Raw genomic sequence first — 26,633 nt, 5'->3', positions numbered from 1 at the left:
CGCGGGTGCACGGGCTGTTTCCGAAGACTAGGGTATATGTGGTGCCTGTCCCTGGATCTGCACTCTCCGCTCACGCAGCGGGCGTTGACCGGTTGATGGCGAGCTATCGATCCATCCCCGCAACGTCCGCCGTCCGGCTGGCCAAGCCGACGTCAAATCTGTTCCGCGCCCGCACCAAACACGAAGCGCGCGGCCTGGATACGTCCGGTTTGACCGGCGTTTTATCGGTCGATCCCGAGGCGCGCACCGCCGACGTGGCGGGCATGTGCACCTACGAGGACCTGGTCGCCGCGACCCTTCCGTACGGCCTGTCGCCGCTGGTGGTCCCGCAACTGAAAACCATCACCCTCGGCGGCGCTGTCAGCGGCCTGGGCATCGAGTCGGCGTCGTTTCGCAACGGCCTGCCGCACGAGTCGGTGCTGGAGATGGACATCCTCACCGGTGCAGGCGAATTGCTCACCGCGTCGCGCACCGAGCACCCCGAACTGTTCCGCGCGTTCCCCAATTCCTATGGGACATTGGGGTATTCGACGCGGCTGCGGATCGAGCTGGAGCCCGTCGCGCCGTTCGTGGCGCTGCGCCACATCCGGTTCCGCTCGCTGCCCGAGCTGGTCGCCGCGGCCGAGCGCATCATCGACACCGGCGGGCAGGGTGGCACCCCGGTGGACTACCTGGACGGCGTGGTGTTCAGCGCCGACGAAAGCTACCTGTGCGTGGGCCGGCGCACCACCACCCCGGGCCCGGTCAGCGACTACACCGGCAAAAACATTTACTACCAATCAATTCGGCACGACTCGGCCGGCGCGGAAGCCACCAAGGACGACCGGCTGACGATTCACGACTACCTGTGGCGCTGGGACACCGACTGGTTTTGGTGCTCGCGCGCGTTCGGCGCGCAGAACCCGCGACTGCGCCGCTGGTGGCCGCGCCGGTACCGGCGCAGCAGCGTCTACTGGAAACTCGTCGCGCTGGACCAGCGGTTCGGCATCGCCGACCGGATCGAGGAGCGTAACGGCCACCCGCCCCGCGAACGGGTGGTGCAGGACATCGAGGTGCCGATCGAGCGGACCTCCGCGTTCCTGGAGTGGTTCCTGGACAACGTCCCCATCACGCCGATCTGGCTGTGCCCGTTGCGGCTGCGCGATCACGACGGCTGGCCGCTGTATCCGATGCGGCCGGACCACACCTACGTCAACATCGGGTTTTGGTCATCGGTGCCCGCGGGTACCACCGAAGGCGTCACGAATCGGGCGATCGAGGCAAAGGTGAGCGAACTCGACGGGCACAAGTCGCTGTACTCGGATTCCTTCTACTCCCGCGAGGAGTTTGACGAGCTCTACGGCGGGGAGGCTTGCAAGACGGTCAAGAAAACCTACGATCCGGATTCTCGACTCCTCGACCTCTATGCGAAGGCGGTGCAACGGCGATGACGACTACCAAAGAGCCCAATCACGCGACCTCCCGCTCCGGGGGCAAGCTGAGCATGGCGGAGATCCTGGAGCTGTTCACCGCGACCGGGCACCAGCCGCTGAAGTTCACCGCGTACGACGGCAGTTGCGCGGGCAGCGAGGACGCCGCGCTGGGCCTGGACCTGCGCAGTCCCCGCGGCGCCACCTACCTGGCGACCGCGCCGGGCGAGCTCGGCCTGGCCCGCGCGTACGTGTCGGGTGACCTGTGCACCTACGGCGTCCACCCCGGCGACCCGTATCCGCTGCTCAAGACGCTGACCGACCGGGTCGAATTCAGGCGGCCGTCGGCGCGGGTGCTGGCCAACGTCGTCCGTTCCATCGGCGTCGAGCACCTGCTGCCCGTCGCCCCGCCCCCGGAGGAGGCGCCGCCGCGGTGGCGGCGGGTGGCCGCCGGCGTCGTGCACAGCAAGACCCGCGACGCCGAGGCCATCCACCACCACTACGACGTGTCCAACACCTTCTACGAGTGGGTGCTCGGGCCGTCGATGACCTACACCTGCGCGGTCTATCCCGACGCGGACGCGACGTTGGAGCAGGCCCAGGAGAACAAGTACCGGCTGATCTTCGACAAGCTGCGGCTGCAACCGGGCGACCGGCTGCTCGACGTCGGCTGCGGCTGGGGCGGCATGGTGCGCTACGCGGCGCGGCACGGCGTCCGCGCGATCGGCGCCACCCTGTCGGCCGAGCAGGCGGCGTGGGCCCAACGCGCGATCGAGGACGAAGGGCTGACCGGCCTCGCCGAGGTGCGCCACTCCGACTACCGTGACGTCGGCGAGGCCGACTTCGACGCCGTGTCCTCCATCGGCTTGACCGAGCACATCGGCGTCAAGAACTACCCGGCGTACTTCGGCTTCCTGAAGTCCAAGCTGCGCACCGGCGGCCTGCTGCTCAACCACTGCATCACCCGCCACGACAACAAGTCGACGCCCTTCGCCGGCGGCTTCACCGACCGCTACGTGTTCCCGGACGGGGAGCTGACCGGCTCGGGGCGCATCGTCAGCGACATCCAGGACACCGGTTTCGAGGTGCTGCACGAGGAGAACTTCCGCCATCACTACGCGATGACGCTGCGCGACTGGTGCCGCAACCTGGTCGAGCACTGGGACCAGGCGGTCGCCGAGGTCGGATTGGCCACGGCCAAGGTGTGGGGCCTGTATATGGCGGCCTCGCGGGTGGCCTTCGAGAAGAACAACCTGCAGCTGCATCACGTGCTGGCGGCGAACGTCGACGCCACCGGCGACGACGCGCTGCCGCTGCGACCGTGGTGGCAGCCCTAGACGTTGTCGATTCGACGCGCGCCCAGTTCGTTCTGCAGCAGCTCGAGTGCGACTTCTTCGGGGTCGCGCCGGGGCGCCGACGACTCGCCGCGTCCGGCCTCGGCGAGCATGTGTTCCTCTTCGTCCCGCTGAGCCGAGTCCGCGGCGGCGGGCTCGTCGGGGGGAGCTTCCTGCCTGACGGGCGACGGAGCGCTCACGGGGGGCTCACCCGCGCCGACCTCGCACCGCACCCGCCAGTTCACCCCCAAGGCGTCCTTGAGCGCCTCGGCGATGACGTCGGCGTTGCGCTGTTCGCACAGCCGCTTGGCCAGCGGCGCCGACGCGTGGGTCAGCACCAGCGTGTCGCCCTCGACCGCGCGGACGGTGGCGCCCGCCAGCATCACCTCGGTGGTGCGGCTGCGCTGGCGCACCTTGTCGCGCACCGTCGGCCACATGGTCCGAACCGACGCCGCGCTGAGTTCGCCCGGGGCAGAGGGTGATTCGGGCTCGGGCGCGGGTTCGGGGGCCGGCTCGGGTTTCGGGTCGGGCTTGACGACGGGCGCCGCGGCCTCCCGGCGGGGCCGAGCCGGGGCCTTCTCCGGGGCCACTGCGGGTGCCTTTTCCGGAGCCCTGTCGGAGGCGGGGATGGACACGCTGAGCCGGGCCTCGATGCGCTCGACGCGCTGCAGCAGCGCCGACTCGGCGTCGCTGGCCGACGGCAACAGCAGTCGCGCGCACACCACCTCGAGCAGCAGCCGCGGCGCCGTCGCGCCGCGCATCTCACCCAGCCCGGCCTGCACGACCTCGGCATATCGGGTCAGGGTCGCCGGGCCGATGCGCGCGGCCTGCTCGCGCATCCGGTCCAGCACGTCCTCGGGCGCGTCCACCACGCCGCGGCTCACGGCATCCGGAACCGCTTGCAGCACAATGAGATCGCGGAACCGCTCCAGCAGGTCGGTGGCGAAGCGCCGCGGGTCGTGGCCGGCGTCGATCACCGATTCGACCGCGCCGAACAACGCGGCGGCATCCGAGGCGGCCAGCGCGTCGACGGCGTCGTCGATCAGCGCGACGTCGGTGGCGCCCAACAGGCCCAGCGCCCGCTGGTAGGTCACGTGCCCGCCCTCGGAGCCCGCCAGCAGCTGATCCAGCACCGACAGCGTGTCGCGCGGTGAGCCGCCGCCGGCCCGGATCACCAGCGGGTACACCGCGTCGTCGACGACGACGCCCTCCTGCTCGCAGATGCGCCCGATCAGCGCCCGCATGGTGCGCGGCGGCAGCAGCCGGAACGGGTAGTGGTGCGTGCGCGACCGGATCGTCGGCAGCACCTTTTCCGGTTCGGTGGTGGCGAAGATGAAGATGAGGTGCTCGGGTGGCTCCTCGACGATCTTGAGCAGCGCGTTGAACCCGGCGGTGGTCACCATGTGCGCCTCGTCGACGATGAACACCCGGTAGCGCGACTGCGCCGGAGCGTAGAAGGCGCGGTCGCGCAGCTCGCGCGTGTCGTCCACGCCGCCGTGGCTGGCCGCGTCGAGCTCCACCACGTCGATGCTGCCGGGCGCGTTGGGCGCCAGCGCGACGCAGGATTCGCAGACCCCGCACGGACTGGCCGTCGGCCCCTGCGCGCAGTTCAGCGACCGGGCCAAAATCCGCGCCGACGACGTCTTTCCGCAACCGCGCGGCCCGGAAAACAGGTAGGCGTGGTTGATCCGGCCGGCTTCCAGGGCGATCGACAGCGGCTCGGTGACGTGCTCCTGCCCCACCACCTCGGCGAAGGTTGCCGGCCGGTATTTGCGGTAGAGGGCCACGGTCAGCCAGGCTACTCAGCGCCGGTGACGACCGCTCGGCTGGCGTTCACTCTGCGCTCAGGGCGCAGGCCACTCGCACTTTCGCGCCACCAGCGCAGAATCAAACCCGAATATCGGCCGCCGGCGACGCCAGCAACGCCTCGGACGCGGCCAGCAGCGCGCACGTCGCCAGCCCGTCGACCGCGTCACGCAGGTCCGGCAGCGACGGGAAGGTGGGCGCGATCCGGATGTTCTTGTCGTCCGGGTCTTTTCGGTACGGGAACGTGGCGCCCGCCTCGGTCACCGCGATGCCGGCGTCCTTGGCCAGGGCGACGGTCCGCCGCGCCGTGCCCGGCAGGACGTCGAGGCTGATGAAGTAGCCGCCCTTGGGCTCGGTCCACGACGCGATCTTGGAATCGCTCAGCCGCTCGTCCAGGATCTCGGCCGTCAGCGCGAACTTCGGCGCCAGGATCTGCTGGTGGCGCTGCATGTGCAGGCGCACCCCGTCGGCGTCGCCGAAGAAGCGCAGGTGCCGCAGCTGGTTGACCTTGTCCGGCCCGATCGACTTCTTGCCCGCGTATTGCAGATACCAGGCGATGTTGCCCAGCGATCCGCCGAAGAAGCTGACGCCCGCGCCGGCGAAGGTGATCTTGGAGGTGGACGCGAAGACGTAGGGCCGGTTGGGGTTGCCGGCCTTGGCCGCCAGCCCGAGCACGTCGACCTGGCGGATGAAGTCGTGCGTCAGGGTGTGCACCGCGTAGGCGTTGTCCCAGAACAGCCGGAAGTCGGGCGCGGCCGTGCGCATCTGCGTGAGCCGGCGGGCGGTCTCCCAGGAGTAGGTGATGCCGGTGGGGTTGCCGAACACCGGTACCGCCCACAGGCCCTTGATGGCGGGGTCGGTCGCGACCAGCTCCTCGATCAGGTCGACATCGGGGCCGTCGTGCAGCATCGGCACCGGGATCATCTCGATGCCCATCGTCTCGGTGATGGCGAAGTGGCGGTCGTAGCCGGGGACCGGGCACAGGAATTTGACGGCCGGTTCGTCTTTCCAGGGCCGTGGCGAATCCACCCCGCCGTACAACAGCGAGAAGACGACGAGATCGTGCATCAGCTCCAGGCTGGAGTTGTTGCCGGCGATCAGGTTTTGCACGGGGATGCCCAGCAGCTCCCCGAAGATGGCCCGCAGTTCCGGCAGGCCGTGCAGGCCGCCGTAGTTGCGGGTGTCGGTGCCCTCAGCGTCGCGGTAGACGTCCCCGGGCAGGCTCAGCAGCGGGTTGGACAGGTCGAGCTGCTCCGCCGACGGCTTGCCGCGGGTCAAATCCAAAGCCAGCTTTTTGGCCTGCAGCTCCGCGTAGTCCTGCTGGTTGCGCGAGTGCCGCGCGGCCAGCTCGTCAGGGCTGAGGGAATCGAACGACACCATGGGCCCTCTCGCTGTCGAACGTCGGGGGTTGTTTCGGGGCCTGCTCCCGATAGGGGACCCCGCGCACCCGACAGAGCCCATTGACCCTTGCTGCCTTCCGGCCCTGGGGGAGTTCACAGGATAGACGCCGCGCGGGGTCCATCGCGAGTGTACGGCAACCGGCGGCGCCCGCTGGACACTCGGTTACCATGGCCACGGAGGATTCGCCTAGTGGCCTATGGCGCTCGCCTGGAACGCGGGTTGGGTTAATAGCCCTCGCGGGTTCAAATCCCGCATCCTCCGCCAAGCAGGGGGCTTGTTCGCCGAACGCGTCGAGTGGCCCACCACCAGCATGAGGAGGCGTATGGGGCGCAAGGTCGCCATACCGTGGCACGCGTCGTTTTCGATCGCCGCCGGCGTCCTCTATTTCTTCTTCGTGTTGCCCCGCTGGCCCGAGCTGATGGGCGACACCAAGCATTCGTTGGGGACGACGCTGCGGATCGTGGCGGGCGCGTTGACGGGCCTGGCCGCGCTGCCGGTGGTATTCACGCTGCTGCGCACCCGCAAGCCCGAGCTGGGCACCCCGCAGTTGGCCCTGTCGATACGGGTCTGGTCGATCGTGGCCCACGTGCTGGCCGGGGTGCTGATCATCGGCACCGCGATCAGCGAGCTGTGGCTCAGCCTGGACACGTTCGGCCAGTGGCTGTTCGGCATCTACGGCGCCGCCGCGGCGATCGCGTTGCTCGGGTTCTTCGCCTTCTACCTGTCGTTCGTCGCCGAGTTGCCCCCGCCGCCGCCGAAACCGATCAAGCCGAAGAAGCAAAAGCAGCCCAAACGGCGCGGCCTGCGGCGCAAGAAGAGCGACGGGGCCGACGAGACCGAGGCGGCCGAAGAGGCCCAAGAGGCCACCGAGGAAACCGAAGAAGCTGCGGAAGAGCCGGCGGAAGCCACCGAAGACGAGCCGGCAGAGACCGAAGAAACCGTGGTAGCCGAGGCGCCCACCGAAGAAGCGCCGGAGCCGGAAGACGCCGAGGCGAGCGAAACCACCGAAGAGGCGCGCGGCGGCTTACAGAACCGCCGCCCGACGGGCAAGGGCACGCACCGGATGCGGCGCCGGCGCACCCGCGGTGGGGTCGCGCTCGACGAGTGACCCGGCTTCAGCGGCGCCGCAGGCTTTCGACGTAGGCGGCGATGCGCCGCTGCGTCTCGTCCGCCCCCCACAGCCGGCGCACCTCGTCGTCGACGGGGCCGCCCTCACGCATCCGCGCCAGGGCGGGAGCGCGCAGCTGCGCCTTGGTGTGGCGGTACGCGTCGGCCGGGATGCCCCCGAGGTCGCCCGCCTCCGCCACCGCCGCCTCGACGAGGTCGTCGGCGACGACGCGGTGGGCCAGCCCGTGGGCGATCGCCTCGTCACCCCGGTACAGGCGGCCGCCCAGCAGCACGTCCTCGGCGCGGTCGCCGCACGCGTGGCGCATCACCTCGAGCGCGGCGACCGGGAACGGCACGCCGACGCGGACCTCCGACGCCCCGATCTGCGCCTCGGCGCCGATCAGCCGGCGGTCGCACGCGCAGGCCAGCACGCACCCGCCCGCGATGGCCGCCCCGTTGATCGCTGCCACCGTTGGCCCCGGGTAGGAGAACACCGCCTCGAACGCCTCGGACAGGGCGGGGACCAGCCGGTCGGTGTAGCCCGCTCCCCCGTCGACGACACGGTTGAGCTCGACGCCGGCGCTGAACGCGCGGCCGGCGCCGGTCACGACGACCGCGCCTGCTCCCGAGTGCTGCAGCTCGCCGAACGCGTCGGTCAGCTCCCCTAGCAGCTCGACGTCCATGGCGTTGACCCGCCCGGACGACAGGGTCAGCACCCGGACCGCGCCGACGGACTCGATCTCGATCACGCTGACACCATAACGGGCGCCCGGAATTTGGGATCGGTAGCGATGCGCCGGGTCTGTACTTGCGCCCATGGCGGCGCCAATGGGGCGGCGCACGAAGGAAGGAATTGCAGTGAAACGTCTCCTCGCGGGTGCGATAGGAACCCTCGCGGCTTCGGCCGCGCTGGTGGGCTGCTCGAGCGGCGGCCACACGGCCGCCCCGGCTTCGAGCACGGCGCCCAGTGCCGCCGGCGGCTCCGCCGCGCAGGTCAAGGTGGGCGGCACCGACCTAGCGGGCCTCAACCCGTCCTCGGTGACCTGCGTCCGGACCGGCGGCAAGATCGACATCGGCAGCGGCGCCGCGGGACCCCAGCAGGCGCTGGCCGTGGTCATGACCGACGAGGCCACCCCGAAGGTGGAGTCTCTCGCCCTCGTGGTCGACGGCAACGCGTTGTCGGTCAGCAACGGCATGGGCGCCAAGGTCGGCTCGGCCAACGTGGCGGTGGACGGCAAGACCTACACCATCACCGGCCAGGCGCAGGGCGCCGACCTGAAGAATCCGATGGCCGGAATGATCACCAAGGACTTCAACATCAAGGTGACTTGCGGTTGATCGACCGAACGCCGGGGCGGCGGGCGTGCCTTCACTCACACGTCCGCCGCTTCGGTTTCCGGGCGCGTGGGCGGCGGCGGACTTATGATGCAGCCGTGTCGATCCCCGGCGAACTGGACAGGGCGCGCCGGCTGGCCTTTGCCGCCGACGAGGCGCAAGCTCGGGATCTGCTGCTGTCGCTGGTTCCCCAGATCGAACGCGACGATCGCGACGATCTCATGCTGGAAGTCCTTGCGCAGCTTGGCGAGATCTATCTCGCGCGCGGCCAGCACGACGGCGTGCGCGAGTCGGTCCGGCGCATCAGCGACTGCCTGGACGCCTACGCGGGCATCGGCTCCGATGTCGATGTGGCGCGGATGGTGTGCCGATACTCGCGGCGCGCACAGTTTTTGGAGACGGGCCTGGCCGCCGCCGTCGGCGATCACGAGGGTGCCGCGGCGGCGCTGGCGGCGTTGCGCGACGCCGCATTCGACGAGCAGCAAGCCGAATCCGACGACGAATCCGCATACCTGTGTAGCCACGCCCACGTCTTGTGTGCCAGCGCGCTGTGCGACGACGACCTGCACGTCGACTCGGTCCCGTTGTGGGAGCGGGCGCTTGACGGCGTGGACGAGCTCCGGCACGGCGAATTCGCCGATCACCTCCTGGTGACCACGGGCACCGCGTACGGCAGGTTCTGCGTCGAGACGGGCCGGCTGCCCGAGGCCGAGCAGTGGTTGCGCCGCGCGGGCGCCCGGGCGCAGGCGCTGGGCTGGGAATTGGCCTACGCCAGAACGCAATTGGAGCGCGCGGCGGCGGCCTGGTCGGTCGGAGACCATGCGACGACCGAGGCTCTGGTCTCCGAGGCGCAGCCCGTCATCGCGCGATACGGCCGGGCGCACGACACCGCTCGCTGCTGGTTGTATCTGGGGCTCACCCGGCTGGGATCCGGCGCGCTGGAAGCCGCCGACGAATGCTGGGAGCACGCCGAACGGCTCTGGCGTGAGTTGGGAAAGCCGTTGCCCCTGCATCGGATCCTGTTGCAGCGCAGCTGGATAGCCATCTTCTGGAGCCGCTTCGATGCGGCGGTCGAGCTGATCGCCCAGGCCCGGGAGCTGCTCGACTCGTCGCCGCGCAGCAGCTGGCTGCAGTACGCGCGGCTGGACAACCATCTCGGCACGGTGTGGCGCGCGGATGCCTTGGCGGACCTCGGCTTCGACAGTTCCGGCGACCCGGAAGAGACGCTGCAGGAAACCGAGGCGCGCCAGGCCGAGGGGATCGGCATCCTGACCGGCGAGGTCGGCACCCCCGAATACTGGCGCGCGATGACCAAACTCGAGCAGGCCGCCGAACTCAAGGTTCCGGCCGCGCTCGCGGTCGACTCGGTGCGGTATTCGATCGCCGACGGGGACGCCAGAGCGCGCTGGGCGACGAGCGTCTCCGCGCCCATCCTGGCCGGCGCCTTCGCCGTCGCCTGGGAGTGGGAGAACACCCAGCTGATCAGCGAGCTGGTCGAATACCACAGCGCGCGCGGGACTTTCGACACGGAACTGCAGCGGCCCGCGATCGGCGAATGGGCGTCGGCGGCCCCCGCCGCCGTGCTCGTCGACCCCGACACGGAACCGGCGGCAGCGCTGGCGGCCGCAGGTCCGCCGGCGCGTGCCGGCGGCTCGCTGACCCGGCTCGGACCGTTGCCGCCGCTACAGATGCAGCCCGACACCGAGCCCATCATGAGTCACTACCGCGCGCTGGCCTTCGAACGCTACGGTCGTGCCGTCACCGCCCCCGAACCCGCCTGGCGCACCTGGCCATGACCGAGACGCTGGTGCTGCGGTACGCCGATCTGGGCATCGCGACCTACGCCAGCCTGCGGGTGGTCGGCCAGCCGTCGAAAACCGTCAACTGGGTGGTGGAGGAGCCGATCCTGCTCGCCGCGCTGCAGGAACTCGCCGAGGCGCTGCCCGAGCCGCACGGCTCCGAGGCCCCGACCGACGCGATCGAAAGGGCATTGGCGAGCGGTCCTTTCGCGAAACCGGACACCGAACTCACGCTCGCCTACATCCTGGGCGTGCTGCTGATCGATGCCCGCGGGTGGCAGCTGCTGACGGAGTGCGTGTCGTCACCACGCGCGACGCTGTTCGTCTCGCCCAGCGCGCGACTGGCGCGGGTCCCGTGGGGGCTGCTGGCGATGCCGAAAGCCGGCCCGAGCAAGGAGGAACTGGTGCGCGACCGCCAGGACGCGATCACCGCCAGCGGCCGGGCTGCGGCGCAAATCCCCTGGCAGCTGGGCGATATGGCGCAGCTGACCGACGGCCATCGGCTGATCGAGCTGGTCGACGTGCTGATGGCCGCGCCGCCCAACATCGTGAACTCGCCGCGCGCGCCCGCGGGATGGGACGGCCGGCGCGACGGTCCGCCGCTGCTGGTCCTCGACCCCAGGGTGCCCGGCCAGCGGCCGGACTCCGCGCTGGGCTCGGTGCTCGGCAGGCCCTCGCCGCAAACGCGATTGGCGCGACACTTCGCCGAGCTGATGGCCCGCCGGCCGGTGCTGCCGGAGGTCGACGACGCGGTCGAGTTGTTCCGCCGCCCGGATGCCGACCGCGCCTGGCTGGCCAAGCAGCTGGCGCAGGGCCCGAGCCGGCTGATGTACGTCGGCCACGCCAGCTCGGCGCAGGGCCAGGCCGACCGGGCCGCGCTGCACCTGGCCTGCGCGGCCGCAATTCCGGGCGACGCCGAGGCCGTCGGCGACCACCGCCCGCTGACCGCCTCGGACCTGATGGCGTCGCAATTGCCCATCCCGCCGCGGGTTGCACTGCTGGCGTGTGGATCGGGCGGCGACTACCAGTTCGACGAGGCGACCGGCCTGGCGGCGGCGATGATCCTGGGCGGCGCGCAATTGGTGACCGCCACCCTGTGGTCGCTGCCCACCGCCGTCGCCTATGGCCGGTTCGCGATCGCGGGGGCAGATCCGATGTCCGATGCCGTGGTCGCCGTGGACGACGCGCACGAAGGCGCCGACGCCGGGCGCGCGGTGAATCGTTGGCAGCGCGCCCAGATGCGGCGCTGGCGCGACGGTGACGCCACCGCGAGCCCCGTGTATTGGGGCGCCCTGGTCAGTTTCGCCGTGGACGGGGCGCGATAGCGCTCGCGGCCAGCACGGCCTCCTCGCCCCTGGGCAGCGAGAGTTCCTCGGGCGCAGCGGGATCGAACGCCACTAGGACGACGAGCCCTGGCCGCAGCGTCGATACGTCCGGATCGCCTTCGGGGCGCGACAGTCTCCCGATGAACGTCTCGCCCGACACGGCGACCACCTCGACGAGAACCTGACGCTCGCTGCCGACGGTGCGCACGGTGCCCACCCCGACGGTGGGGCCGGGCGCGATCCGACGTCGCCCGAACGGGGTCCCCGACACCAGCTTGATGAGCTTTCTCATGTCACCAGGGTCCGGCCGCCGAGCGGCTACCGAACCCAACTTTTCGGCTGCCGATTTGTCGGCGATGCCCCTATTCTGTGCTGATGAGCGCGGATTCGCAGGTGGCCACTGCGGTCACGGTGGGCAATCCGCGCCGGCTGGTGATCGACCGGGCGTGGCGCGCGATCGGCCCCGGCGTCGAGGTGCTCAGCGGCGACGACGGCGGACCGTTGACCCGGACGGTCAAACGCATCATCGACCCCTTGGTGCTGCGGCTACGATCCAACCCCCAGTACTCGGCCCCCGTCGTCACGCCGGAAACGGCGGCGGCGATGCACGACCTGATAGTCGGGAGCGCACGCGAACTGCGTTCCGCCGCAGCGTGGTTCGACACCCTCAAGCTCGAGCGCCGCAGGCAACGGATCCGCAGCGGCAACGCCCAGGAATTGTACTTCCCGGCGTGCTTCGAGCTCGCGGTGACGAAAGGCGCTCCGGCGCCACAGGATACCGAGACGGCGGCGTCGGTGCTCGCCGATATTCACCAGGGCCGCGACCGCACGGCGATCGAGGTGCTGCACCTGTATGTGGCCAACCCGGACATCGTCGACAGGCTCGCCGACCAGCTCGAGCGCAGCTGGGGCGACGTGCGCGCGGGTGACGTCGCGACCGGCCCGTTCCTGGCCGAGCTCGCCACGGTGCTCGGGCCCGCCAACGGCCATCGCGCGGCGGCGGCGCGGCAGCGGGTCTGGTCGGCGGTGATCGCCGGCCCCACCCCGTACAACCTGGGGGCGGCGGCGCGCGCGCAACCCGACGCGCTGCCGTGGTCGATCGTCGAGTTGGGCTTGACTTCGGTTGAGCCACAACGGCGACCGGGCATCGCCGGCGGCTCCGACAGCGATCGCCCGCTGGACCGCAGCGTGGTCGACCGGGTACGCGCGACGCTGCGGCGCGCGCTGGACCGCGACGCGCTGCCCGACATCCCGCTGCTGTGCGAGGAGGAAGTCGACCGCTCCGCCGCGCCCTGGGGCCTGCTGGGCGAGGACAAGCAGGCCACCCTGGTGGCCGGCATCGAGGTGGCCGTCGAGCTGGCCCCGCTGGACCCCACCGCGGGCAGCCGCTACGCGCTGGCCGCGCAGATCCAGGCCCGCCTGCGCAAGGAGGCCTACGTGCTGCACGCCCGGCGCTATCTCGCCGAGGGCGGCCCGATCCACCCGCGCCAGCGGCAGGTGGTCGACGACCTCGCCGCGTACGCGCAGCCGTACCTGAGCCGGCTGTGGGCGCGGCTGCACGGGCGCGACGTGTGGCAGGAGCCCTGTGACGACGTCGACGAGGTGCGGTCCCTGTTGGAGGGGGTCGCGCGGTCGGTCAGCCTCGACCACCGGCAACGGATCAAGGCGATGCTGGAATTGGCGGTGGCCGGATGAGATTGGTCGCCGACTCCGGTCTGTGGAAGACCGGGCCCGCTGCCGCGGACACGACACTGGCCGCGGTGCTGGAAGTCAGTGGCGCCGTGCTGTCCTGGGCGATCGACGAACCGGCCGCGTCACCCGCGATCACCTTCACCGATCTCGCACGCGCCGACTGGCTTTGGCGCGTGTTCGGGCAGGACGGACACGTCGCGCTGGCCGCCGCGCTGACCGAGGAAACGCCGGAGGCCATCGACCTCGCCGGCGTCGACATGGTGCCCGGATCGACCGACCCGCTGCGGCGGCTGGCCGTGGGCCATTGGCTGCGGCGGTGGTGGCCGGCGAGCCGACGCGACGGCATCGCCTGGCTGGACCGCGCGCTGCTCGACGCCGAGGTCGCGGTGCTGACCTCCGGCGCGCAGGGCTACTTCACCGACGACACCCTGGATTCGGACGTGGCGGGGCTGCTGGCACCGCACGCCGCGGCCCTGGCCGCCCACCTCCGCGACGGCCATCCCCGGGTCGTCGACCTGGTGCGCGCCGGCGCCGGGCTGGCCGACGAGGCCGGCGTGGACGGCGCCGGGTGGCCGGAACTGTATGCGGCCCTGGATGATCCGCAAGTGGCCCTCGCGATCCCGGGCGGGCGCCGCGACGACTACGCGCTGGCCGCGGGACAGGCGGCGGGCCCACGGGATGCCACCCCGATCGCGCGGGGTGTCGCGTCGATCGACTGGAGCGCCGTGCCGCCGGGAATCTTCGACGCGGGCGAGGACACCGTCGACTGGAGCGTCGTGGCGGCCGGGGACACGGTGGTCGCCGTCGTCCGGGCCGCCGTCATCGGGCCCGACCCGGCCACCGGCGTCGCGGTGCGGTTGCGCGCCGGGGCCATCGGCGGCGCGGGCGCCCTGGACGCCGACGGCGGCGCCACCCTGCCCCTGGTCGACGACCGGCAGCGGCCGCTGACGGAATCGGCGGCGTGGGACCACGATTGGTCGGGGGCCTGCGCGGTGCTCGTCGGGGCCCAAATGTCTCAGGCATCGGAAACGCGCGAAATGCGGGAGCGGATCCGCCGCTGGGCGCGCTCCCGGCTGGACCACTCGCCCGGCGACGCCTTCCTGGCCGAGATCCTGGCCGCAGAATCTGCCTATTAGGCCTACTAAGAACCCGGCTGATTCCCTATGCTGAGCGAGTGCCAAACAACTATCGCGTCGTGCAGTGGAACACCGGGAACGTGGGCAAGAGCTCGCTGAAATCGATCGTCGCCAACCCCACGCTGGAGTTGGTGGGCTGCTACGCGTGGTCGCCGGACAAGGTCGGCCGCGACGCGGGCGAGCTCGTCGGGATTGCGCCCATCGGGGTGAAAGCGACCAACGACGTCGAGGAGCTGCTCGGGCTCAAGCCGGACTGCGTGGTCTACAACCCGATGTGGATCGACGTCGACGAGCTGGTCCGCATCCTGTCCGCCGGAGTCAACGTGGTGACCACGGCGTCCTTCATCACCGGACACAACCTCGGCGAGGGCCGCGACCGCATCCTCGAGGCCTGCCAGAAGGGCGGCTCGACGATCTTCGGGTCCGGGGTGAGCCCCGGCTTCGCCGAGCTGTTGGCGATCGTGTCCGCCATGGTGTGCAACCGGATCGACAAGGTCACCGTCAACGAGGCCGCCGACACCACCTTCTACGACTCGCCGGAGACGGAGAAGCCCGTCGGTTTCGGCCAGCCGATCGACCATCCCGACCTGCCGCAGATGGCCACCAAGGGCACGGCGATCTTCGGTGAGGCCGTGCGGCTGGTCGCCGACGCGCTCGGCATCGAACTCGACGACGTGCGGTGCGTGGCCGAGTTCGCCCAGACCACGGCGGACCTGGAGATGGCGTCCTGGACCATCCCCGCGGGCTGCGTGGCGGGCACCTACATCAGCTGGCAGGGCATCGTCGGCGACAAGACCGTGATCGACCTGAATGTCCGCTGGCGCAAGGGCCAGACGCTGGAGCCGGACTGGAAGATCGAACAGGACGGCTGGGTCATCCAGATCGACGGGCAGCCGACGGTGACCACAAAGGTCGGGTTCCTGCCGCCGCCGTACTTCGAGGCCACCACGATCGAGGAGTTCATGGACCTCGGGCACATCATGACGGCGATACCGCCGATCAACGCGATCCCGGCCGTCGTCGCCGCGGCGCCCGGCATCGCCACCTACGCCGATCTGCCGCTGACGGTCTCGCGGGGCTTCGTCAAGACCTGACGCGGGTCGTCCTGGCATAGGAAGCGCCCAGCCGCGGCACCTCGAGCGGACCCTGGTGGCGGGCGGCCTCGATGGCGTTGCGGAGCGGACCCGCCAGGCCGGCGAAGGATCCCATGTCGAACAGCAACGGGGTCAGCAGCCGGTTGTGGACGAACCCGAAGGCGCTGCCGGATTGCGGGTCGGCCCACCCGAGGGTGCCGCCCAGGCCGACGTGCCCGAAACCCTTGAGCAGGCCCGGCACCGGCGATTCGTGGTAGCCCAGATGAAATGGCATGGGCACCACCATGTTTGCGTCGGGCCACTTGCGTTGCGGCTGTCCCGCCAGCCCGCGCGCCAGCTCCTCGGACAGATACTTCTTGCCGTCGATGCGGCCGCCGTTGGCCAACACGGCGTACATCTTGGCCAGGCCGCGGCCGGTCACCACGCCGTTGGCCGCCGGCACCTCGCCGTCCAGAAAAGCGGTGTCCCCCTTGATCAGTGAGATGACCCCGGGGAAATACATCGCCCCGAGGGCGCCCGAGAACGGCAGCCCGGCCAGTTTGGGTGCGATGAAGTTGAATACCGGGGCGCGCAGCTTGCCCTGCGGTATCAGGATCTGCGCCGCCGCGGTCGGCGACCCTTCCGGCGGACGTCCGAGGTGTAGGCCGTCGGTGCCGAGCGGGCGCGCGATTTCCTGGCGGATCAGCTCCCGCATGCCCTTGCCCGTCACCGCCCGGGCTAGGCCGGAGAGCAGCCACCCGTAGGTGAGCGCGTGATAGGCCTGCACGCCACGCAGGTGGTCGACGGGCGCCGCGGCGAGCCGCTCCTCCATCACGAGGTGGTCCATCAGCTCCGCCTTGGTGACGCCCTTCAGGTGCGACAACCCGGAGCGGTGCCGCAGCACGTCGCGCACCGTGATCTCCGCCTTGCCGTTGGCCGCGAATTCCGGCCAGTAGGCGGCGACCGGTTCGTCGTAGGACAGCAGGCCCCGGTCCGCCAGCCGGTGGATCACCGTCGACGCGACGCCCTTGGTCGCCGAGAACACCATCGCGCCGGTGTCGGCGGTCCAGCGCTGGGCGCCGGCCCGGTCCGACCAGCCGGTCCACACGTCGACGACGGGCGCGCCGTCGATGTAGACGCACAGCGCTCCCCCGCCGAACCGGCGGCCGGGAAACAGCCGCGAGAACAGCCCGACGACGTTGCCGAAGCGGGGGTCGGCCGCGCCGGACACGCCGCGGGGCAACCCGTCGTCGGTGACCAGCAGGTTCGGCGCGACCACGAGAGTGAAGCTATCAGTCCGGGGGCGGGGGGAGGTCGTTTCCGGGAGCCGGCTCCGGCGGCGCCTCGTTCAGCCACTTCCGCAGCCGAACCAGCTGGTTGACCACCATGCCGATGCCCAACAGCATCAGCACCACCACTATTGCCACCACGATCGCGGTGCCCACGGGATCCATCATGGCTTGTTTCGGGATCTACCGCCGGAGGGTAGTTACAAGCAGCACACCGAACCGGCAGGAGGTCAGGACCCATGAGCGGCGCGGACAAGGTGAAGAACAAGATCGAGGACCTGGGCGGGCGGGCCAAGGAGGCCATCGGCAAGGCCACCGGCGACCCCGACACCCGCAACGAGGGCCGGGCGGACCAGGCGAAGTCGAGCCTCAAAGACGCCGGCGAGAAGGTGAAGGACGCGTTCAAGAAGTGACGATCCACGCAACGCGCCGGCTCGCGGCGGCACTCGCGGCGGCGGGGGTACTAGGCGCCGCCACCCTGTTCGGCGCGCCGTCGGCGGTGGCCGAGCCGTGTCCCGACGTCGAGGTGGTGTTCGCCCGCGGCACCGGCGAGCCGCCCGGTGTCGGCGGCATCGGCGGGGCGTTCGTCGACGCGTTGCGCGGTCAGCTCGGCGGCAGGTCCCTCGGCGTGTATCCGGTCAACTACCAGGCCAGCAGCGACTTTCAGAACCCCGACTTCCCGGTGACCGTCATCGACGGCATCCGCGACGCCGGCGCACACATCGAGTCGATGGCGGCGAACTGCCCCAACACCCGGGAGGTGCTCGGCGGCTACTCGCAGGGCGCGGCCCTGGCCGGCTACGTGACTTCAGCGTCGGTGCCCAAGGGCGTGCCGCCCGCGGCGGTGCCCCCGCCGATGCCGCCCGACGTCGCGAAGCACGTCGCCGCCGTCACGCTGTTCGGGACGCCGTCTGGTGAGTTCCTGGAGAAGTATCACGCCCCATCGCTCGTCATCGGCCCGCTGTATCAGCCGAAAACCCTCGAGTTGTGCGCCCCCGGCGACCCGATCTGCAGCGACGGCGGCAACCCCGCCGCACACACCGCGTACGTCGCCAACGGGATGACGGGCGAGGCCGCGACCTACGCCGCGACCCACCTGTAGCCCGGTAAACCAATACAGCAGAATCGCAGCATGCACGTTCTGGTCACGGGCGGCACGGGGTTCGTCGGCGGGTGGACCGCGAAGGTCATCGCCGACGCCGGGCACTCCATCCGGTTTCTGGTCCGAAATCCCGACCGGCTGCACACCTCGGTGGCCAAGCTGGGCGTCGACGTGTCGGACTTCGCCGTCGGCGACATCACCGACCGCGTTTCGGTGCGGGAGGCGCTGCGCGGTTGCGACGCCGTCGTGCACAGCGCCGCGCTGGTTGCGGTCGACCCCCGCCAGACCAACGAGATGCTGACCACCAACATGCAGGGCGCCCAGAACGTCCTCGGCCAGTCGGTGGAGCTGGGCCTGGACCCGATCGTTCACGTGTCGAGCTTCACCGCGCTGTTCCATCCCGGTTTGCAGACGCTGACGGCGGACCTGCCGGTGGTCGGCGGCGCCGACGGGTACGGCACGTCGAAGGCGCAGGTCGAAATCTATGCCCGCGGTCTGCAGGACGCCGGCGCGCCGGTGAACATCACCTATCCCGGCATGGTTCTCGGCCCGCCGGTGGGCGACCAGTTCGGCGAGGCCGGCGAGGGCGTCCGCGCGGCGTTGCAGATGCACGCGATCCCGGGGCGCAGCGCGGCGTGGCTGGTGGTCGACGTGCGCGACCTGGCCGCGTTGCACGCCGCGCTGCTGGAGCCGGGGCGCGGGCCGCGCCGCTACACCGCGGGCGGTCATCGGGTTCCCGCGGCCGAGCTCGCGACGATGCTCGGCGAGGTGGCCGGGACGCCGATGGTCGCCGTGCCCATCCCCGACACCGCGCTGCGCGTCGCCGGGGCGGTGCTGGACCGGGCGGGCCGGTTCCTGCCCTTCGACACGCCGTTCACGTCGGCGGGGATGCAGTACTACACGCAGATGCCGGCGTCGGACGACTCGCCCAGCGAGCGCGAACTCGGCATCGCTTATCGCGATCCGCGGGACACCGTCGCCGACACGTACGCCGCGCTCCACCTTTAGCCGCCCTTCTTTAGCCGTGAAAGTGCAACTACCGACGCCGCCACTCGGGAAATGCGTCGCCAGTTGCACTTTCACGGGCGGCGGCGGCGTAGGAGGATCGACGGATGAAGAGCGTCATCTGCACCAACGCGAGGCTCGAGGTCGTCGACCGTCCGGCGCCGACGCCGGCGAAGGGCCAGTTGCTGATCGAGGTGCTGCGGTGCGGCATCTGCGGGTCGGACCTGCACGCCCGCCACCACTGCGACGAACTGGCCGACATGATGGCCGAGTCGGGCTACGACGCCTTCATGCGATCCGACCAGCAGGTGGTGTTCGGTCACGAATTCTGCGGCGAGGTCCTCGATCGCGGCCCCGGCACCCTCAAGGCCCCACGGCGCGGCACTCGGGTCGTCGCCCTGCCGCTGCTGCGCCGCGGCAAGGAGGTGCACGGGATCGGGCTGTCGACGCAGGCGCCGGGCGCCTACGCCGAGCAGCTCCTCGTCGAGCAGTCGCTGACGGTCCCCGTACCTAACGGCCTGTCCCCGGAGGTGGCCGCCCTGACCGAGCCGATGGCCGTCGGGTGGCACGCCGTGCGCCGGGGCGAGGTGGGCAAGGGCGACGTCGCGATCGTCATCGGCTGCGGCCCGATCGGCCTCGCGGTGATCTGCATGCTCAAGGCGCACGGGGTGCGCACCGTGATCGCCAGCGACTTCTCGGCGGGCCGACGCGCGCTGGCGACGGCGTGCGGCGCCGACATCGTCGTCGACCCCGGGCAGGACTCGCCGTACACCACCGACGCGAGCCGCAAACACCTGCAGGGCATCCTCGAGGCGTTCGACTTGGCCGTCGGTACGATCGAGAAGCTGCAGAAGCTGCGGCTGCCGTGGTGGCATGTCTGGCGCGTCGCCGAGGCCGCGGGCGCCGCGACGCCCAAGCATCCCGTCGTCTTCGAATGTGTCGGTGTCCCAGGCATTATCGACGGCATCATCGCCGGCGCGCCGCTGTTCTCGCGCGTCGTGGTGGTCGGCGTCTGCATGGGCAACGACCAGATCCGGCCGGCGATGGCGATCAACAAGGAGATCGACCTGCGGTTCGTGCTCGGCTACACCCCGCTGGAGTTCCGCGACACGCTGCACATGCTCGCCGACGGCAAGGTCAACGTCGCGCCGCTGATTACCGGGACAGTCGGGCTGCCGGGCGTTGCGGCCGCGTTCGACGCGCTGGGCGATCCCGAGACCCACGCGAAGATCCTGATCGACCCCAAGAGCGGGGCGACAACCCCTGCCTAGGCGGGCTCGATCTCGAGGCCGACGTGCACCTTGTCGATGCCGCCGCGCACGATCGAGTGCGCGTAGAACCACCAGGCGTGGTACCAGTACCGCTTGAGCACGGCGTTGTAGACGCGTCGTGTCTCGGACTTGGGCAGGACCCGGCCGACCCCTTCGACCGCCTCGCTCTTGGGCTTGCCCAGTGCGGCGCTGCGCGCGATCGTCACCCGCGGCGTGTTGCGGATCCGCCGCACCTTCCACGACCCGTCGTCGGTGATGACGAGGAGCTTGCCGCCCGCGGGCACGCCCCAGATCGGCGTCGGCTTGGCGCGGCCGTCCTTGGTGAACGTCGTCAACAGCAGGTACTTGGACTTGATGACGTCCTGGAAGCTGGTTGCCACGGCAGAACAGTTTCCCGCTGACGCGGGTTTCTAATCACCGCGCGTGAACGTCAAAGAGCCGCAATCGAAATCGACTGGCTCAGCGGCCCCGCGCGGGCTTGCCGCGTGGCCCCACGAGACGCGCGGCGCGGCCGCTGCCGATCAACAGCGCAGCGGCCTCCCAAAGCAGCTATTTCCGGCGCGCGTCCGTTGTGCCATTCTGCGTTGGTGTCCGCTTCCCGGGCGGCTGCCCCGTCAGGGGCGGTGACATTCTTGTTCACCGATATCGAGGGTTCGACCCGTCGGTGGGAGTCCGACGCGGATGGCATGCGGACGGCGCTGGCCGCCCATGACGAGGTGCTGCGCGCCGCGGTCGAGGGACGCGGGGGTTTTCTGTTCAAGCACACCGGTGACGGGGTGTGCGCCGCGTTCGCTTCACCGCGCTCGGCGATCGACGCGGCGATCGCCGCGCAGCAGAAGTTGGAGTTGCCGGTGCGCATGGGGATTGCGACGGGCGAAGCGGAGCTCCGCGACGATGACTATCACGGTGCGGTGCTCAATCGCGTGGCGCGCGTGTGACCGCCGGGCATGGCGGCCAGATCCTGGTGGCCGAGTCGACGGCGGGTCTGCTCAACGGAGTTGATCTGGTGGATCTGGGGCCGCGCAGGTTGCGCGATCTGCCCGTCCCGGTCGGGATGTTTCAGGTCCGAGCGGCGGGGCTGCGCACGGAGTTTCCTCCGTTGCGGGCGCTGGATGTCACTCCGGGCAACCTGCGGGCCGCGATCACCAGCTTCATCGGGCGCGAGTCGGAGGTCGCCTCGCTGCAGGCCGCGGTGAAGGCTCATCGGTTGGTGACGCTGACCGGGGTCGGCGGGGTGGGCAAAACCCGGCTGGCGCTCGAGGTGGCGGAGCGACTGGGCGATGAATTCCCCGACGGGGTCTGGTTTTTCGAGCTGGCCACGGTCGCCGATCCGGCGGCGGTGCCCGACGCGGTGGCCGCGGTGTTGGGCGTCGTCCAACAGCCGGGCAAGACGGTGACCGAGTCGGTCGCGTCCGCGTTGGAGGGCCGGACACGGCTGCTCGTGTTCGACAACTGCGAGCACGTTCTCGACAGCGCGGCGGAGCTGGCCGAGACGGTTCTGGCCGCCTCGGCGAGCGTCACGATTCTGGCGACCAGCCGGGAAGGGTTGGGGGTCAGCGAAGAACAGCTGTGGCAGGTCCCGTCGCTCGACGTCAATTCGGGATCCGAATCCGCCGCGGTGGACCTGTTCGTCGACCGCGCCCAAAGTGTCGCGCCGGACTTCTCGCTGGCCCAACCCGGCGAGGCGGACGCTGTCGTGGAAGTCTGCCGTCGCCTCGACGGCATCCCGTTGGCCATCGAGTTGGCTGCCTCGCGGATGGCGTCGATGACCGCCGGCGAGGTCCGGGATCGCCTGGATCAGCGGTTCCGGCTGCTGGTGGGTTCGCGACGCGGCCTGGAACGCCATCAAACCCTGCGCCACGCGGTCGGGTGGTCCTATGACCTGCTCGGCGACCCGGAAAAGGCGTTGCTGGACAGGTGCTCGGTGTTCGCCGGTGGATTCGAGCTCCAAAGCGCCTGTGCGGTAGGGGGTCTCCCAGAAAGCCGAGATGAGTTCGCCGCCTTGGATCTGCTGCATGCCCTGGTGCGCAAGTCGCTGCTGGTCGCTGACAGGTCGTCTGGGCGGACCCGGTTTTCGATGCTGGAGACGATCCGCCAATTCGCCGCGGAGCAACTGGTCGCCCGCGGCGAAGCGCCCGAGATCCGGGCCGCGCACGCGCGGTACTTCGCCGGACGCGAAGCCGACATCGTGGCCCTGTGGGACAGCCCGCGCCAGCGGGAGGCCTACGACTGGTTCACCGTCGAGCTGGCCAATCTGCGCACCGCATTTCGCTGGGCCGCCGACCACGCCGATCTGGATGTCGCCGCCACCATCGCCACCTATGTGGGGTGGCTCGGCGCGTGCGTCCAAACCCTTGAGCCGATCGCCTGGGCCGAAGAGCTGGTCGAGCCCGCCCGCGCGGTCGACCATCCGCGGCTGGCGTTCCTGTACATGATCGCGTCGCGGTGCTTCACGACCGGACGAATCGAGGCGGCCCTCGGCTATAGCGAAGCCGGGCAGATCGTTCTCGACAGGAGCCGCGGTGGGCTGCCGTACGGCGACGAGGGCGTGCTCGGGGTTGTCTACCTCACCACCGGACAGCCCGAACGGCTGGCCGAGTTGTGCCGCACCCGGCTCGCACGCCGCCGCGACGACGATGTGCACCTCCGGGCATGGCTGGTCGCCGCTCTTGCATTGGCCGATCGCGGCGGCGAGGCGAGGGATGGCGCCGATGCCCTCATCGAGGCCGCGGAGGCAACAGGCAACCCGCGCTTGCTCGGCTTGGCGCTCGGTTCCTACGGCGGGGCTTTCCGTAACGCGGATCCCGTCGCGGCGCGCAACGCCTTCGAGCGGGGTCTGGTCATCGCTCAAGACAGCGGCAACCTCAGCATCGGGTCAACAGTGGCGAGCAATCTGGCACGACTCGAGGCCGAACAGGGCGACCCGGTGGCCGCGCTCGATCACCTCACTCTGGCGATCCGCAACTACCACAATGCGGGCGACGTCACCACGATCCGCGTCCCCCTGGCCATCCTCACCGCTCTGTTCGACCGCCTCGGACGCTATGAACCGGCGGCCACCATCGCCGGGTTCGCCGTCGGTGCCATGGCCGGGCGTTTCCCTGAATTCCCCGTCGCGATCGCCCACCTCCGCGAGGTCCTCGGGAAGGCGACCTACGAAACGCTCGCGCGCAAGGGTGAGGCGATGACCACCGCCGCCATCGCGATCTACGCCTACGACCAAATCGACCAGGCCCGAGCAGGACTCGAGCAGCCCCGGGCCGTTACCTAGGCAGGCGCCTCACCGGGTGGCCGCAACCGAAATCGACTGGCTCACCGTGTAACTGTCGATTCCTTCGGTGCCCAGCTCGCGGCCGTAGCCGCTGTTCTTGACCCCGCCGAACGGTGCGGCCGGGTCCATAATGTAGCCCTCGTTGACGCCGAAGGTGCCGGACCGCACCAGGGCGGCGACGCCGTACCCGCGCTCGACGTCGGCGGTGAACACCGAGCCGGCCAGCCCGTATTCGGAGTCGTTGGCGATGCGGATCGCCTCGTCCTGGTCGCGGTAGGGGATGACGGTCAGCACGGGGCCGAAGATTTCCTCGCGGGCGATGCGCATGTCGTTGCCGGCGTCGCTGAACAGCGTCGGCCTTACGTACCAACCGGTTTCGAGGCCGTCGGGCATGTCGGCGCCACCGGTCACCAGGCGCGCCCCCTGGCTTTTGCCCGACTCGATATAGTCGCGGACGCGCTCCTGCTGGCGCTGGGCCACCAGCGGGCCGATCTGCGTGCCGGGATCCGATGGGTCGCCCACCGTCATCGCCTCCATCCCGGCGGCCAGCGCGTCGACGAAGTCGTCCTTGCGTGCCGTCGGGACCAGAATCCGGCTCAGCGCGTTGCACACCTGGCCGCTGTTGGCCAGGCTGGCCATCTGGACGGCGGCGGCGACCGAAGCCGGGTCGGCGTCGTCGAGCACGATCGCCGCCGACTTGCCGCCGAGTTCCAGGCTCACCTGCTTGAGCCCCTCGGCGCATGCGCGCGCCACCTGCCGCCCGGCGGCGGTGGAGCCGGTGAACGAGACCTTGTCGACGCCCGGGTGGCTCACCAGCAGTTCGCCGACGTCGCGGCCGCCGGGCACCACGTTGAACACGCCGGGCGGAAGGTCGGCCGCGTCGACCAACTCCGCCAGCAGCTGGGCGTCGAGCACCGACTCGGGAGCGGGCTTGAGGACCACCGAGCACCCCGCAAGCAGCGCCGGCACGATCTTGGTGACGGTGAGGAACTGCGGCATGTTCCACGGCACCACCGCGGCCACCACCCCCACCGGTCGCTTGGCGATCCGAATGTCCTTGCCGTACAAGCCCGGACGGTCCTGCTGCCACTCGTAGTTCGCGGCCATGCCGCAGAACGCCGAGATCATGGTCAGGGGAAGGCGGACCTGAGCCATCTTGGCGAAGGTGATGGGCGCGCCGATCTCGGCGGAGATCAGCGCCGCCATGTCGGCTCGCCGCTCCTTGTAGATGCCGGCCAGCCGGGTGAGCGCCTCGATCCGCTCGGCGGGTTGCATGCGTGGCCACGGCCCGGCGTCGAAGGCCACCCGGGCGGCGTCGACCGCGCGGTCCACGTCCGCGGGTCCCGCGCAGGCGGCGCGGCCGATGACCGCCTCGCTGTGGGGCGATACGACCGAGATGACCGAGTCAGAATCCGGGGCGGTCCACTTGCCGTCGATGAACAGTTGGTCCCTGTCGTACATCCCTTTTCCTCACGTGTTGCGGCCGCCGTTGACGCCGAGTATCTGACCGGTGATGTAACCGGCCTCCTCGGAGGCGAAGAAGGCGCACGCCGCGGCGATATCCTCGGGCCTGCCCACGCGGCGCACCGGCGTGCGCTCGATGTGGTCCTCGACGGTTCCGCCGAGCAGGTGCCTGCTCTCGGCGCTGCGCAGCATCGGGGTGTCGATGAATCCCGGCGGGACGGCGTTGACGGTGATTCCACTGGGGCCGTATTCGAGCGCGAGCGACTTGGTCAGGCCGTTGACCGCCGACTTGGCGGCCACGTAGTGGGCCATGAACGGCTGCCCCGAATGCGTGCTGGACGACGAGATGTTGACGATGCGTCCCCATCCGGCTTCGACCATGTCGGGCAGCACGGCCTGAATGGTGTGGAAAACCCCGTTGAGGTTCACGTCGATCACCCGGGACCAGTCCTCGAAGGACATGCCCAGGAATTTCTTGAAGCCTTCCACCCCGGCGGCGTTGACCAGCACCAGGATCGGGCCGAACGCGTCCCGGATCGCCGATATCGCGGCATCCACCTGCGCGCGGTCGGTGACGTCGGCGACGTAGCCGGACCCGTCGTCGGTGGGTGAGAGATCGACGACGGCGACGCGGAATCCGTCGCTGCGCAATCGCTCGGCGACGGCGCGGCCGATTCCTGACGCACCGCCGGTCACGACCGCCGTCTTCACACGCGCCCCTTCCTGAGCGACCGCCCAACCGATAAGCTCCCCATGCCTATCACCCGGCGTCGATTAGGGTCAAGCCCATGGACAGGCCGCCGTTTCGCTTTGCAGTGCAGGCGACCAACGCTGCCGGGGCGCGCGAGTGGCGCGATACCGTCCGCAAGGTCGAAGACCTCGGGTACGCAACGCTTTTCCTGGCGGATCACTACCTGGGTCCGGGGCCCGCGCAGCGCGCCGCGCGCACCCCGCGTCAGGACCTGGCCCCGATCGCGGCGATGGCCGCGGCGGCCGCTTACAGCGAGACGCTGCGCATCGGGTGCCGGGTGTTCTGCATCGACTACCACGTGCCGGCGGTGCTGGCCAAGGAGGCCGCCACGCTGGATCTGTTGTCGGACGGTCGCCTGGAGATGGGCATCGGCGCCGGCTGGAGCGAAATCGAGTACACCGCGATGGGCCTCGAATTCGACCGCCCCGGGCGGCGAATCGCCAAACTCGCCGAAGTCGTGGCCCTCATCAAGGCGCATTGGCAAGGCGAGGAACTGGACTGTGCGGGCGAGTTCGTCCACGTGCGCGGGTACGCGGGGCGGCCGCGCCCGTCACAGCGGCCCCATCCGCCGATCATGATCGGCGGCGGCGGGCAGCGCATCCTGTCGTTCGCCGGCCGCGAGGCCGACATCGTCAGCATGTCCACCGTGCCCTTCGTCGCGCGCGACGCCGACGGGCTGGATCCGCAGGCCGTCGCCCGCCGCAGGATCGACACGGTCCGGGCGGCGGCCGGCGAGCGCTACGACCGTCTCGACGTCGAAAGCTCGCCCTACTTCACCGAGATCACCGACGATCCCGAGACCGTGCTGGCGGGGCTGGCGAAGTCGACGGGCATCCCGGTCGGCCTGTTGCGCGACCACCCGAATGTGCTGATCGGCTCGGCGGAAAGCGTTGCGGACGCGCTGCGTTCGCGCCGCGACGCTTTCGGCGTCAACTACGTCACGGTGCAGCAATCGCAGATCGAATCCTTCGCGCCCGTGGTCCGCCTGCTGCGCGACCGTTAAACCTTGACCGCCGCGATCACAGGTGGGACTATTTGGGCGATCGCTCAAAGGGAATGAGAC

The 26,633-nt window shown here is 70.2% G+C and carries 25 protein-coding genes, 1 tRNA gene and 1 other RNA gene; 17 read left to right on the top strand and 10 right to left on the bottom strand.

Going from position 1 to position 26,633, the window contains the following annotated elements; translation table 11 throughout:
- Positions 1-95 precede the first annotated feature (95 nt).
- On the top strand, positions 96-1,430 hold the full coding sequence (locus tag AC5Y4Z_RS07260) for an FAD-binding oxidoreductase (RefSeq protein WP_499962105.1): 1,335 nt from the start codon (positions 96-98) through the stop codon (positions 1,428-1,430).
- Entirely contained in the window at positions 1,427-2,746 is a 1,320-nt protein-coding gene (locus tag AC5Y4Z_RS07255) for a class I SAM-dependent methyltransferase (RefSeq protein ID WP_499962103.1), read from the top strand. The genes AC5Y4Z_RS07260 and AC5Y4Z_RS07255 overlap by 4 nt, the downstream gene beginning before the upstream one ends.
- Here the strand turns inward: AC5Y4Z_RS07255 and AC5Y4Z_RS07250 are convergent.
- The 3 genes from AC5Y4Z_RS07250 to ffs all read right to left on the bottom strand — a co-directional run bounded on the left by AC5Y4Z_RS07250 (position 2,743) and on the right by ffs (position 6,072).
- Complete coding sequence (locus AC5Y4Z_RS07250; RefSeq protein WP_499962100.1) at positions 2,743-4,530, bottom strand: DNA polymerase III subunits gamma/tau; 1,788 nt, start codon at positions 4,528-4,530, stop codon at positions 2,743-2,745. The genes AC5Y4Z_RS07255 and AC5Y4Z_RS07250 overlap by 4 nt on opposite strands.
- A gap of 100 nt (positions 4,531-4,630) precedes the next feature.
- A complete protein-coding gene (locus AC5Y4Z_RS07245; RefSeq protein WP_499962098.1) occupies positions 4,631-5,926 on the bottom strand; it encodes an aspartate aminotransferase type Ic in 1,296 nt (431 codons plus the stop codon).
- Between the two features lie 51 nt (positions 5,927-5,977).
- Positions 5,978-6,072: signal recognition particle sRNA small type (ffs, locus tag AC5Y4Z_RS07240), an RNA gene on the bottom strand.
- Between the two features lie 53 nt (positions 6,073-6,125).
- Here ffs and AC5Y4Z_RS07235 point away from each other — a divergent pair.
- Both AC5Y4Z_RS07235 and lucA read left to right on the top strand, forming a co-directional pair.
- Positions 6,126-6,214 (top strand) — tRNA-Ser (locus AC5Y4Z_RS07235).
- A 58-nt stretch (positions 6,215-6,272) separates the two neighbouring features.
- Positions 6,273-7,058: a lipid uptake coordinator LucA gene (gene lucA, locus AC5Y4Z_RS07230; protein WP_499962096.1), complete on the top strand. Its 786-nt coding sequence runs from the start codon at positions 6,273-6,275 to the stop codon at positions 7,056-7,058.
- Between the two features lie 7 nt (positions 7,059-7,065).
- On the opposite strand, the gene AC5Y4Z_RS07225 is transcribed toward lucA, so the two are convergent.
- Complete coding sequence (locus tag AC5Y4Z_RS07225) at positions 7,066-7,806, bottom strand: enoyl-CoA hydratase/isomerase family protein (protein WP_499962094.1); 741 nt, start codon at positions 7,804-7,806, stop codon at positions 7,066-7,068.
- A gap of 109 nt (positions 7,807-7,915) precedes the next feature.
- On the opposite strand from AC5Y4Z_RS07225, the gene AC5Y4Z_RS07220 reads away from it, so the two are divergent.
- The 3 genes from AC5Y4Z_RS07220 (at position 7,916) to AC5Y4Z_RS07210 (ending at position 11,516) form a co-directional block, all read left to right on the top strand.
- The gene (locus tag AC5Y4Z_RS07220; protein ID WP_499962092.1) at positions 7,916-8,395 is read left to right on the top strand and encodes a lipoprotein LpqH; all 480 of its coding nucleotides are present in this window, start codon (positions 7,916-7,918) and stop codon (positions 8,393-8,395) included.
- Between the two features lie 95 nt (positions 8,396-8,490).
- On the top strand, positions 8,491-10,188 hold the full coding sequence (locus AC5Y4Z_RS07215; RefSeq protein ID WP_499962090.1) for a hypothetical protein: 1,698 nt from the start codon (positions 8,491-8,493) through the stop codon (positions 10,186-10,188).
- Complete coding sequence (locus AC5Y4Z_RS07210) at positions 10,185-11,516, top strand: CHAT domain-containing protein (RefSeq protein ID WP_499962088.1); 1,332 nt, start codon at positions 10,185-10,187, stop codon at positions 11,514-11,516. The genes AC5Y4Z_RS07215 and AC5Y4Z_RS07210 overlap by 4 nt, the downstream gene beginning before the upstream one ends.
- Here AC5Y4Z_RS07210 and AC5Y4Z_RS07205 read toward each other — a convergent pair.
- Positions 11,488-11,847, bottom strand: a complete 360-nt coding sequence (locus AC5Y4Z_RS07205) for a hypothetical protein (RefSeq protein ID WP_499962086.1) — start codon at positions 11,845-11,847, stop codon at positions 11,488-11,490. The genes AC5Y4Z_RS07210 and AC5Y4Z_RS07205 overlap by 29 nt on opposite strands.
- A 44-nt stretch (positions 11,848-11,891) precedes the next feature.
- Between AC5Y4Z_RS07205 and AC5Y4Z_RS07200 the strand changes: the two genes are divergently transcribed.
- The 3 genes from AC5Y4Z_RS07200 to AC5Y4Z_RS07190 are packed head-to-tail and all read left to right on the top strand — an operon-like array spanning position 11,892 to position 15,438.
- Positions 11,892-13,211 carry a hypothetical protein gene (locus tag AC5Y4Z_RS07200; RefSeq protein WP_499962084.1) on the top strand — a complete coding sequence of 440 codons (1,320 nt, stop codon included), beginning with the start codon at positions 11,892-11,894 and terminating at the stop codon, positions 13,209-13,211.
- Positions 13,208-14,344 carry a hypothetical protein gene (locus AC5Y4Z_RS07195; protein WP_499962082.1) on the top strand — a complete coding sequence of 379 codons (1,137 nt, stop codon included), beginning with the start codon at positions 13,208-13,210 and terminating at the stop codon, positions 14,342-14,344. Before AC5Y4Z_RS07200 ends, AC5Y4Z_RS07195 begins: the two co-directional genes overlap by 4 nt.
- A 38-nt stretch (positions 14,345-14,382) precedes the next feature.
- Positions 14,383-15,438 carry an NAD(P)H-dependent amine dehydrogenase family protein gene (locus AC5Y4Z_RS07190; RefSeq protein ID WP_499962080.1) on the top strand — a complete coding sequence of 352 codons (1,056 nt, stop codon included), beginning with the start codon at positions 14,383-14,385 and terminating at the stop codon, positions 15,436-15,438.
- On the opposite strand, the gene lipL is transcribed toward AC5Y4Z_RS07190, so the two are convergent.
- Both lipL and AC5Y4Z_RS07180 read right to left on the bottom strand, forming a co-directional pair.
- Positions 15,428-16,696 carry an esterase/beta-lactamase LipL gene (lipL, locus tag AC5Y4Z_RS07185; RefSeq protein ID WP_499962078.1) on the bottom strand — a complete coding sequence of 423 codons (1,269 nt, stop codon included), beginning with the start codon at positions 16,694-16,696 and terminating at the stop codon, positions 15,428-15,430. The two genes, AC5Y4Z_RS07190 and lipL, sit on opposite strands and share 11 nt — an antisense overlap.
- 13 nt (positions 16,697-16,709) lie before the next feature.
- Positions 16,710-16,862, bottom strand: coding sequence for a hypothetical protein (locus AC5Y4Z_RS07180; protein WP_499963356.1), 153 nt, complete (start codon positions 16,860-16,862; stop codon positions 16,710-16,712).
- Between the two features lie 83 nt (positions 16,863-16,945).
- On the opposite strand from AC5Y4Z_RS07180, the gene AC5Y4Z_RS07175 reads away from it, so the two are divergent.
- The 4 genes from AC5Y4Z_RS07175 to AC5Y4Z_RS07160 all read left to right on the top strand — a co-directional run bounded on the left by AC5Y4Z_RS07175 (position 16,946) and on the right by AC5Y4Z_RS07160 (position 20,084).
- Positions 16,946-17,119 (top strand): CsbD family protein, encoded by a 174-nt coding sequence (locus tag AC5Y4Z_RS07175; RefSeq protein ID WP_499962076.1) that lies wholly within the window; start codon positions 16,946-16,948, stop codon positions 17,117-17,119.
- Positions 17,120-17,121: 2 nt separating this feature from the next.
- Positions 17,122-17,808 (top strand): cutinase family protein, encoded by a 687-nt coding sequence (locus AC5Y4Z_RS07170; protein WP_499963259.1) that lies wholly within the window; start codon positions 17,122-17,124, stop codon positions 17,806-17,808.
- Between the two features lie 30 nt (positions 17,809-17,838).
- Positions 17,839-18,816, top strand: a complete 978-nt coding sequence (locus AC5Y4Z_RS07165; RefSeq protein WP_499962075.1) for an SDR family NAD(P)-dependent oxidoreductase — start codon at positions 17,839-17,841, stop codon at positions 18,814-18,816.
- Between the two features lie 104 nt (positions 18,817-18,920).
- A complete protein-coding gene (locus AC5Y4Z_RS07160; RefSeq protein WP_499962074.1) occupies positions 18,921-20,084 on the top strand; it encodes a zinc-binding dehydrogenase in 1,164 nt (387 codons plus the stop codon).
- On the opposite strand, the gene AC5Y4Z_RS07155 is transcribed toward AC5Y4Z_RS07160, so the two are convergent.
- Positions 20,081-20,464, bottom strand: coding sequence for a PPOX class F420-dependent oxidoreductase (locus AC5Y4Z_RS07155; RefSeq protein ID WP_499962073.1), 384 nt, complete (start codon positions 20,462-20,464; stop codon positions 20,081-20,083). The two genes, AC5Y4Z_RS07160 and AC5Y4Z_RS07155, sit on opposite strands and share 4 nt — an antisense overlap.
- Positions 20,465-20,716: 252 nt before the next feature.
- Here AC5Y4Z_RS07155 and AC5Y4Z_RS07150 point away from each other — a divergent pair, with 252 nt between their 5' ends.
- Both AC5Y4Z_RS07150 and AC5Y4Z_RS07145 read left to right on the top strand, forming a co-directional pair.
- Positions 20,717-21,022, top strand: a complete 306-nt coding sequence (locus AC5Y4Z_RS07150; RefSeq protein WP_499963355.1) for a nucleotidyl cyclase domain-containing protein — start codon at positions 20,717-20,719, stop codon at positions 21,020-21,022.
- Positions 21,019-23,355: an ATP-binding protein gene (locus AC5Y4Z_RS07145; RefSeq protein WP_499962072.1), complete on the top strand. Its 2,337-nt coding sequence runs from the start codon at positions 21,019-21,021 to the stop codon at positions 23,353-23,355. The genes AC5Y4Z_RS07150 and AC5Y4Z_RS07145 overlap by 4 nt, the downstream gene beginning before the upstream one ends.
- A 9-nt stretch (positions 23,356-23,364) precedes the next feature.
- Here the strand turns inward: AC5Y4Z_RS07145 and AC5Y4Z_RS07140 are convergent, their stop codons facing one another.
- Both AC5Y4Z_RS07140 and AC5Y4Z_RS07135 read right to left on the bottom strand, forming a co-directional pair.
- Complete coding sequence (locus AC5Y4Z_RS07140) at positions 23,365-24,816, bottom strand: aldehyde dehydrogenase (RefSeq protein ID WP_499962071.1); 1,452 nt, start codon at positions 24,814-24,816, stop codon at positions 23,365-23,367.
- A 9-nt stretch (positions 24,817-24,825) separates the two neighbouring features.
- On the bottom strand, positions 24,826-25,530 hold the full coding sequence (locus AC5Y4Z_RS07135) for an SDR family NAD(P)-dependent oxidoreductase (protein ID WP_499962069.1): 705 nt from the start codon (positions 25,528-25,530) through the stop codon (positions 24,826-24,828).
- 77 nt (positions 25,531-25,607) lie between these two features.
- On the opposite strand from AC5Y4Z_RS07135, the gene AC5Y4Z_RS07130 reads away from it, so the two are divergent.
- Positions 25,608-26,573 (top strand): TIGR03621 family F420-dependent LLM class oxidoreductase, encoded by a 966-nt coding sequence (locus AC5Y4Z_RS07130; protein ID WP_499962067.1) that lies wholly within the window; start codon positions 25,608-25,610, stop codon positions 26,571-26,573.
- Positions 26,574-26,633 lie beyond the last annotated feature (60 nt).

This window comes from Mycobacterium sp. NGS63, from assembly GCF_059812295.1.
The sequence above is the reverse complement of the archived record's forward strand: the minus strand, read 5'-3'. Positions and strand labels throughout refer to the sequence as shown.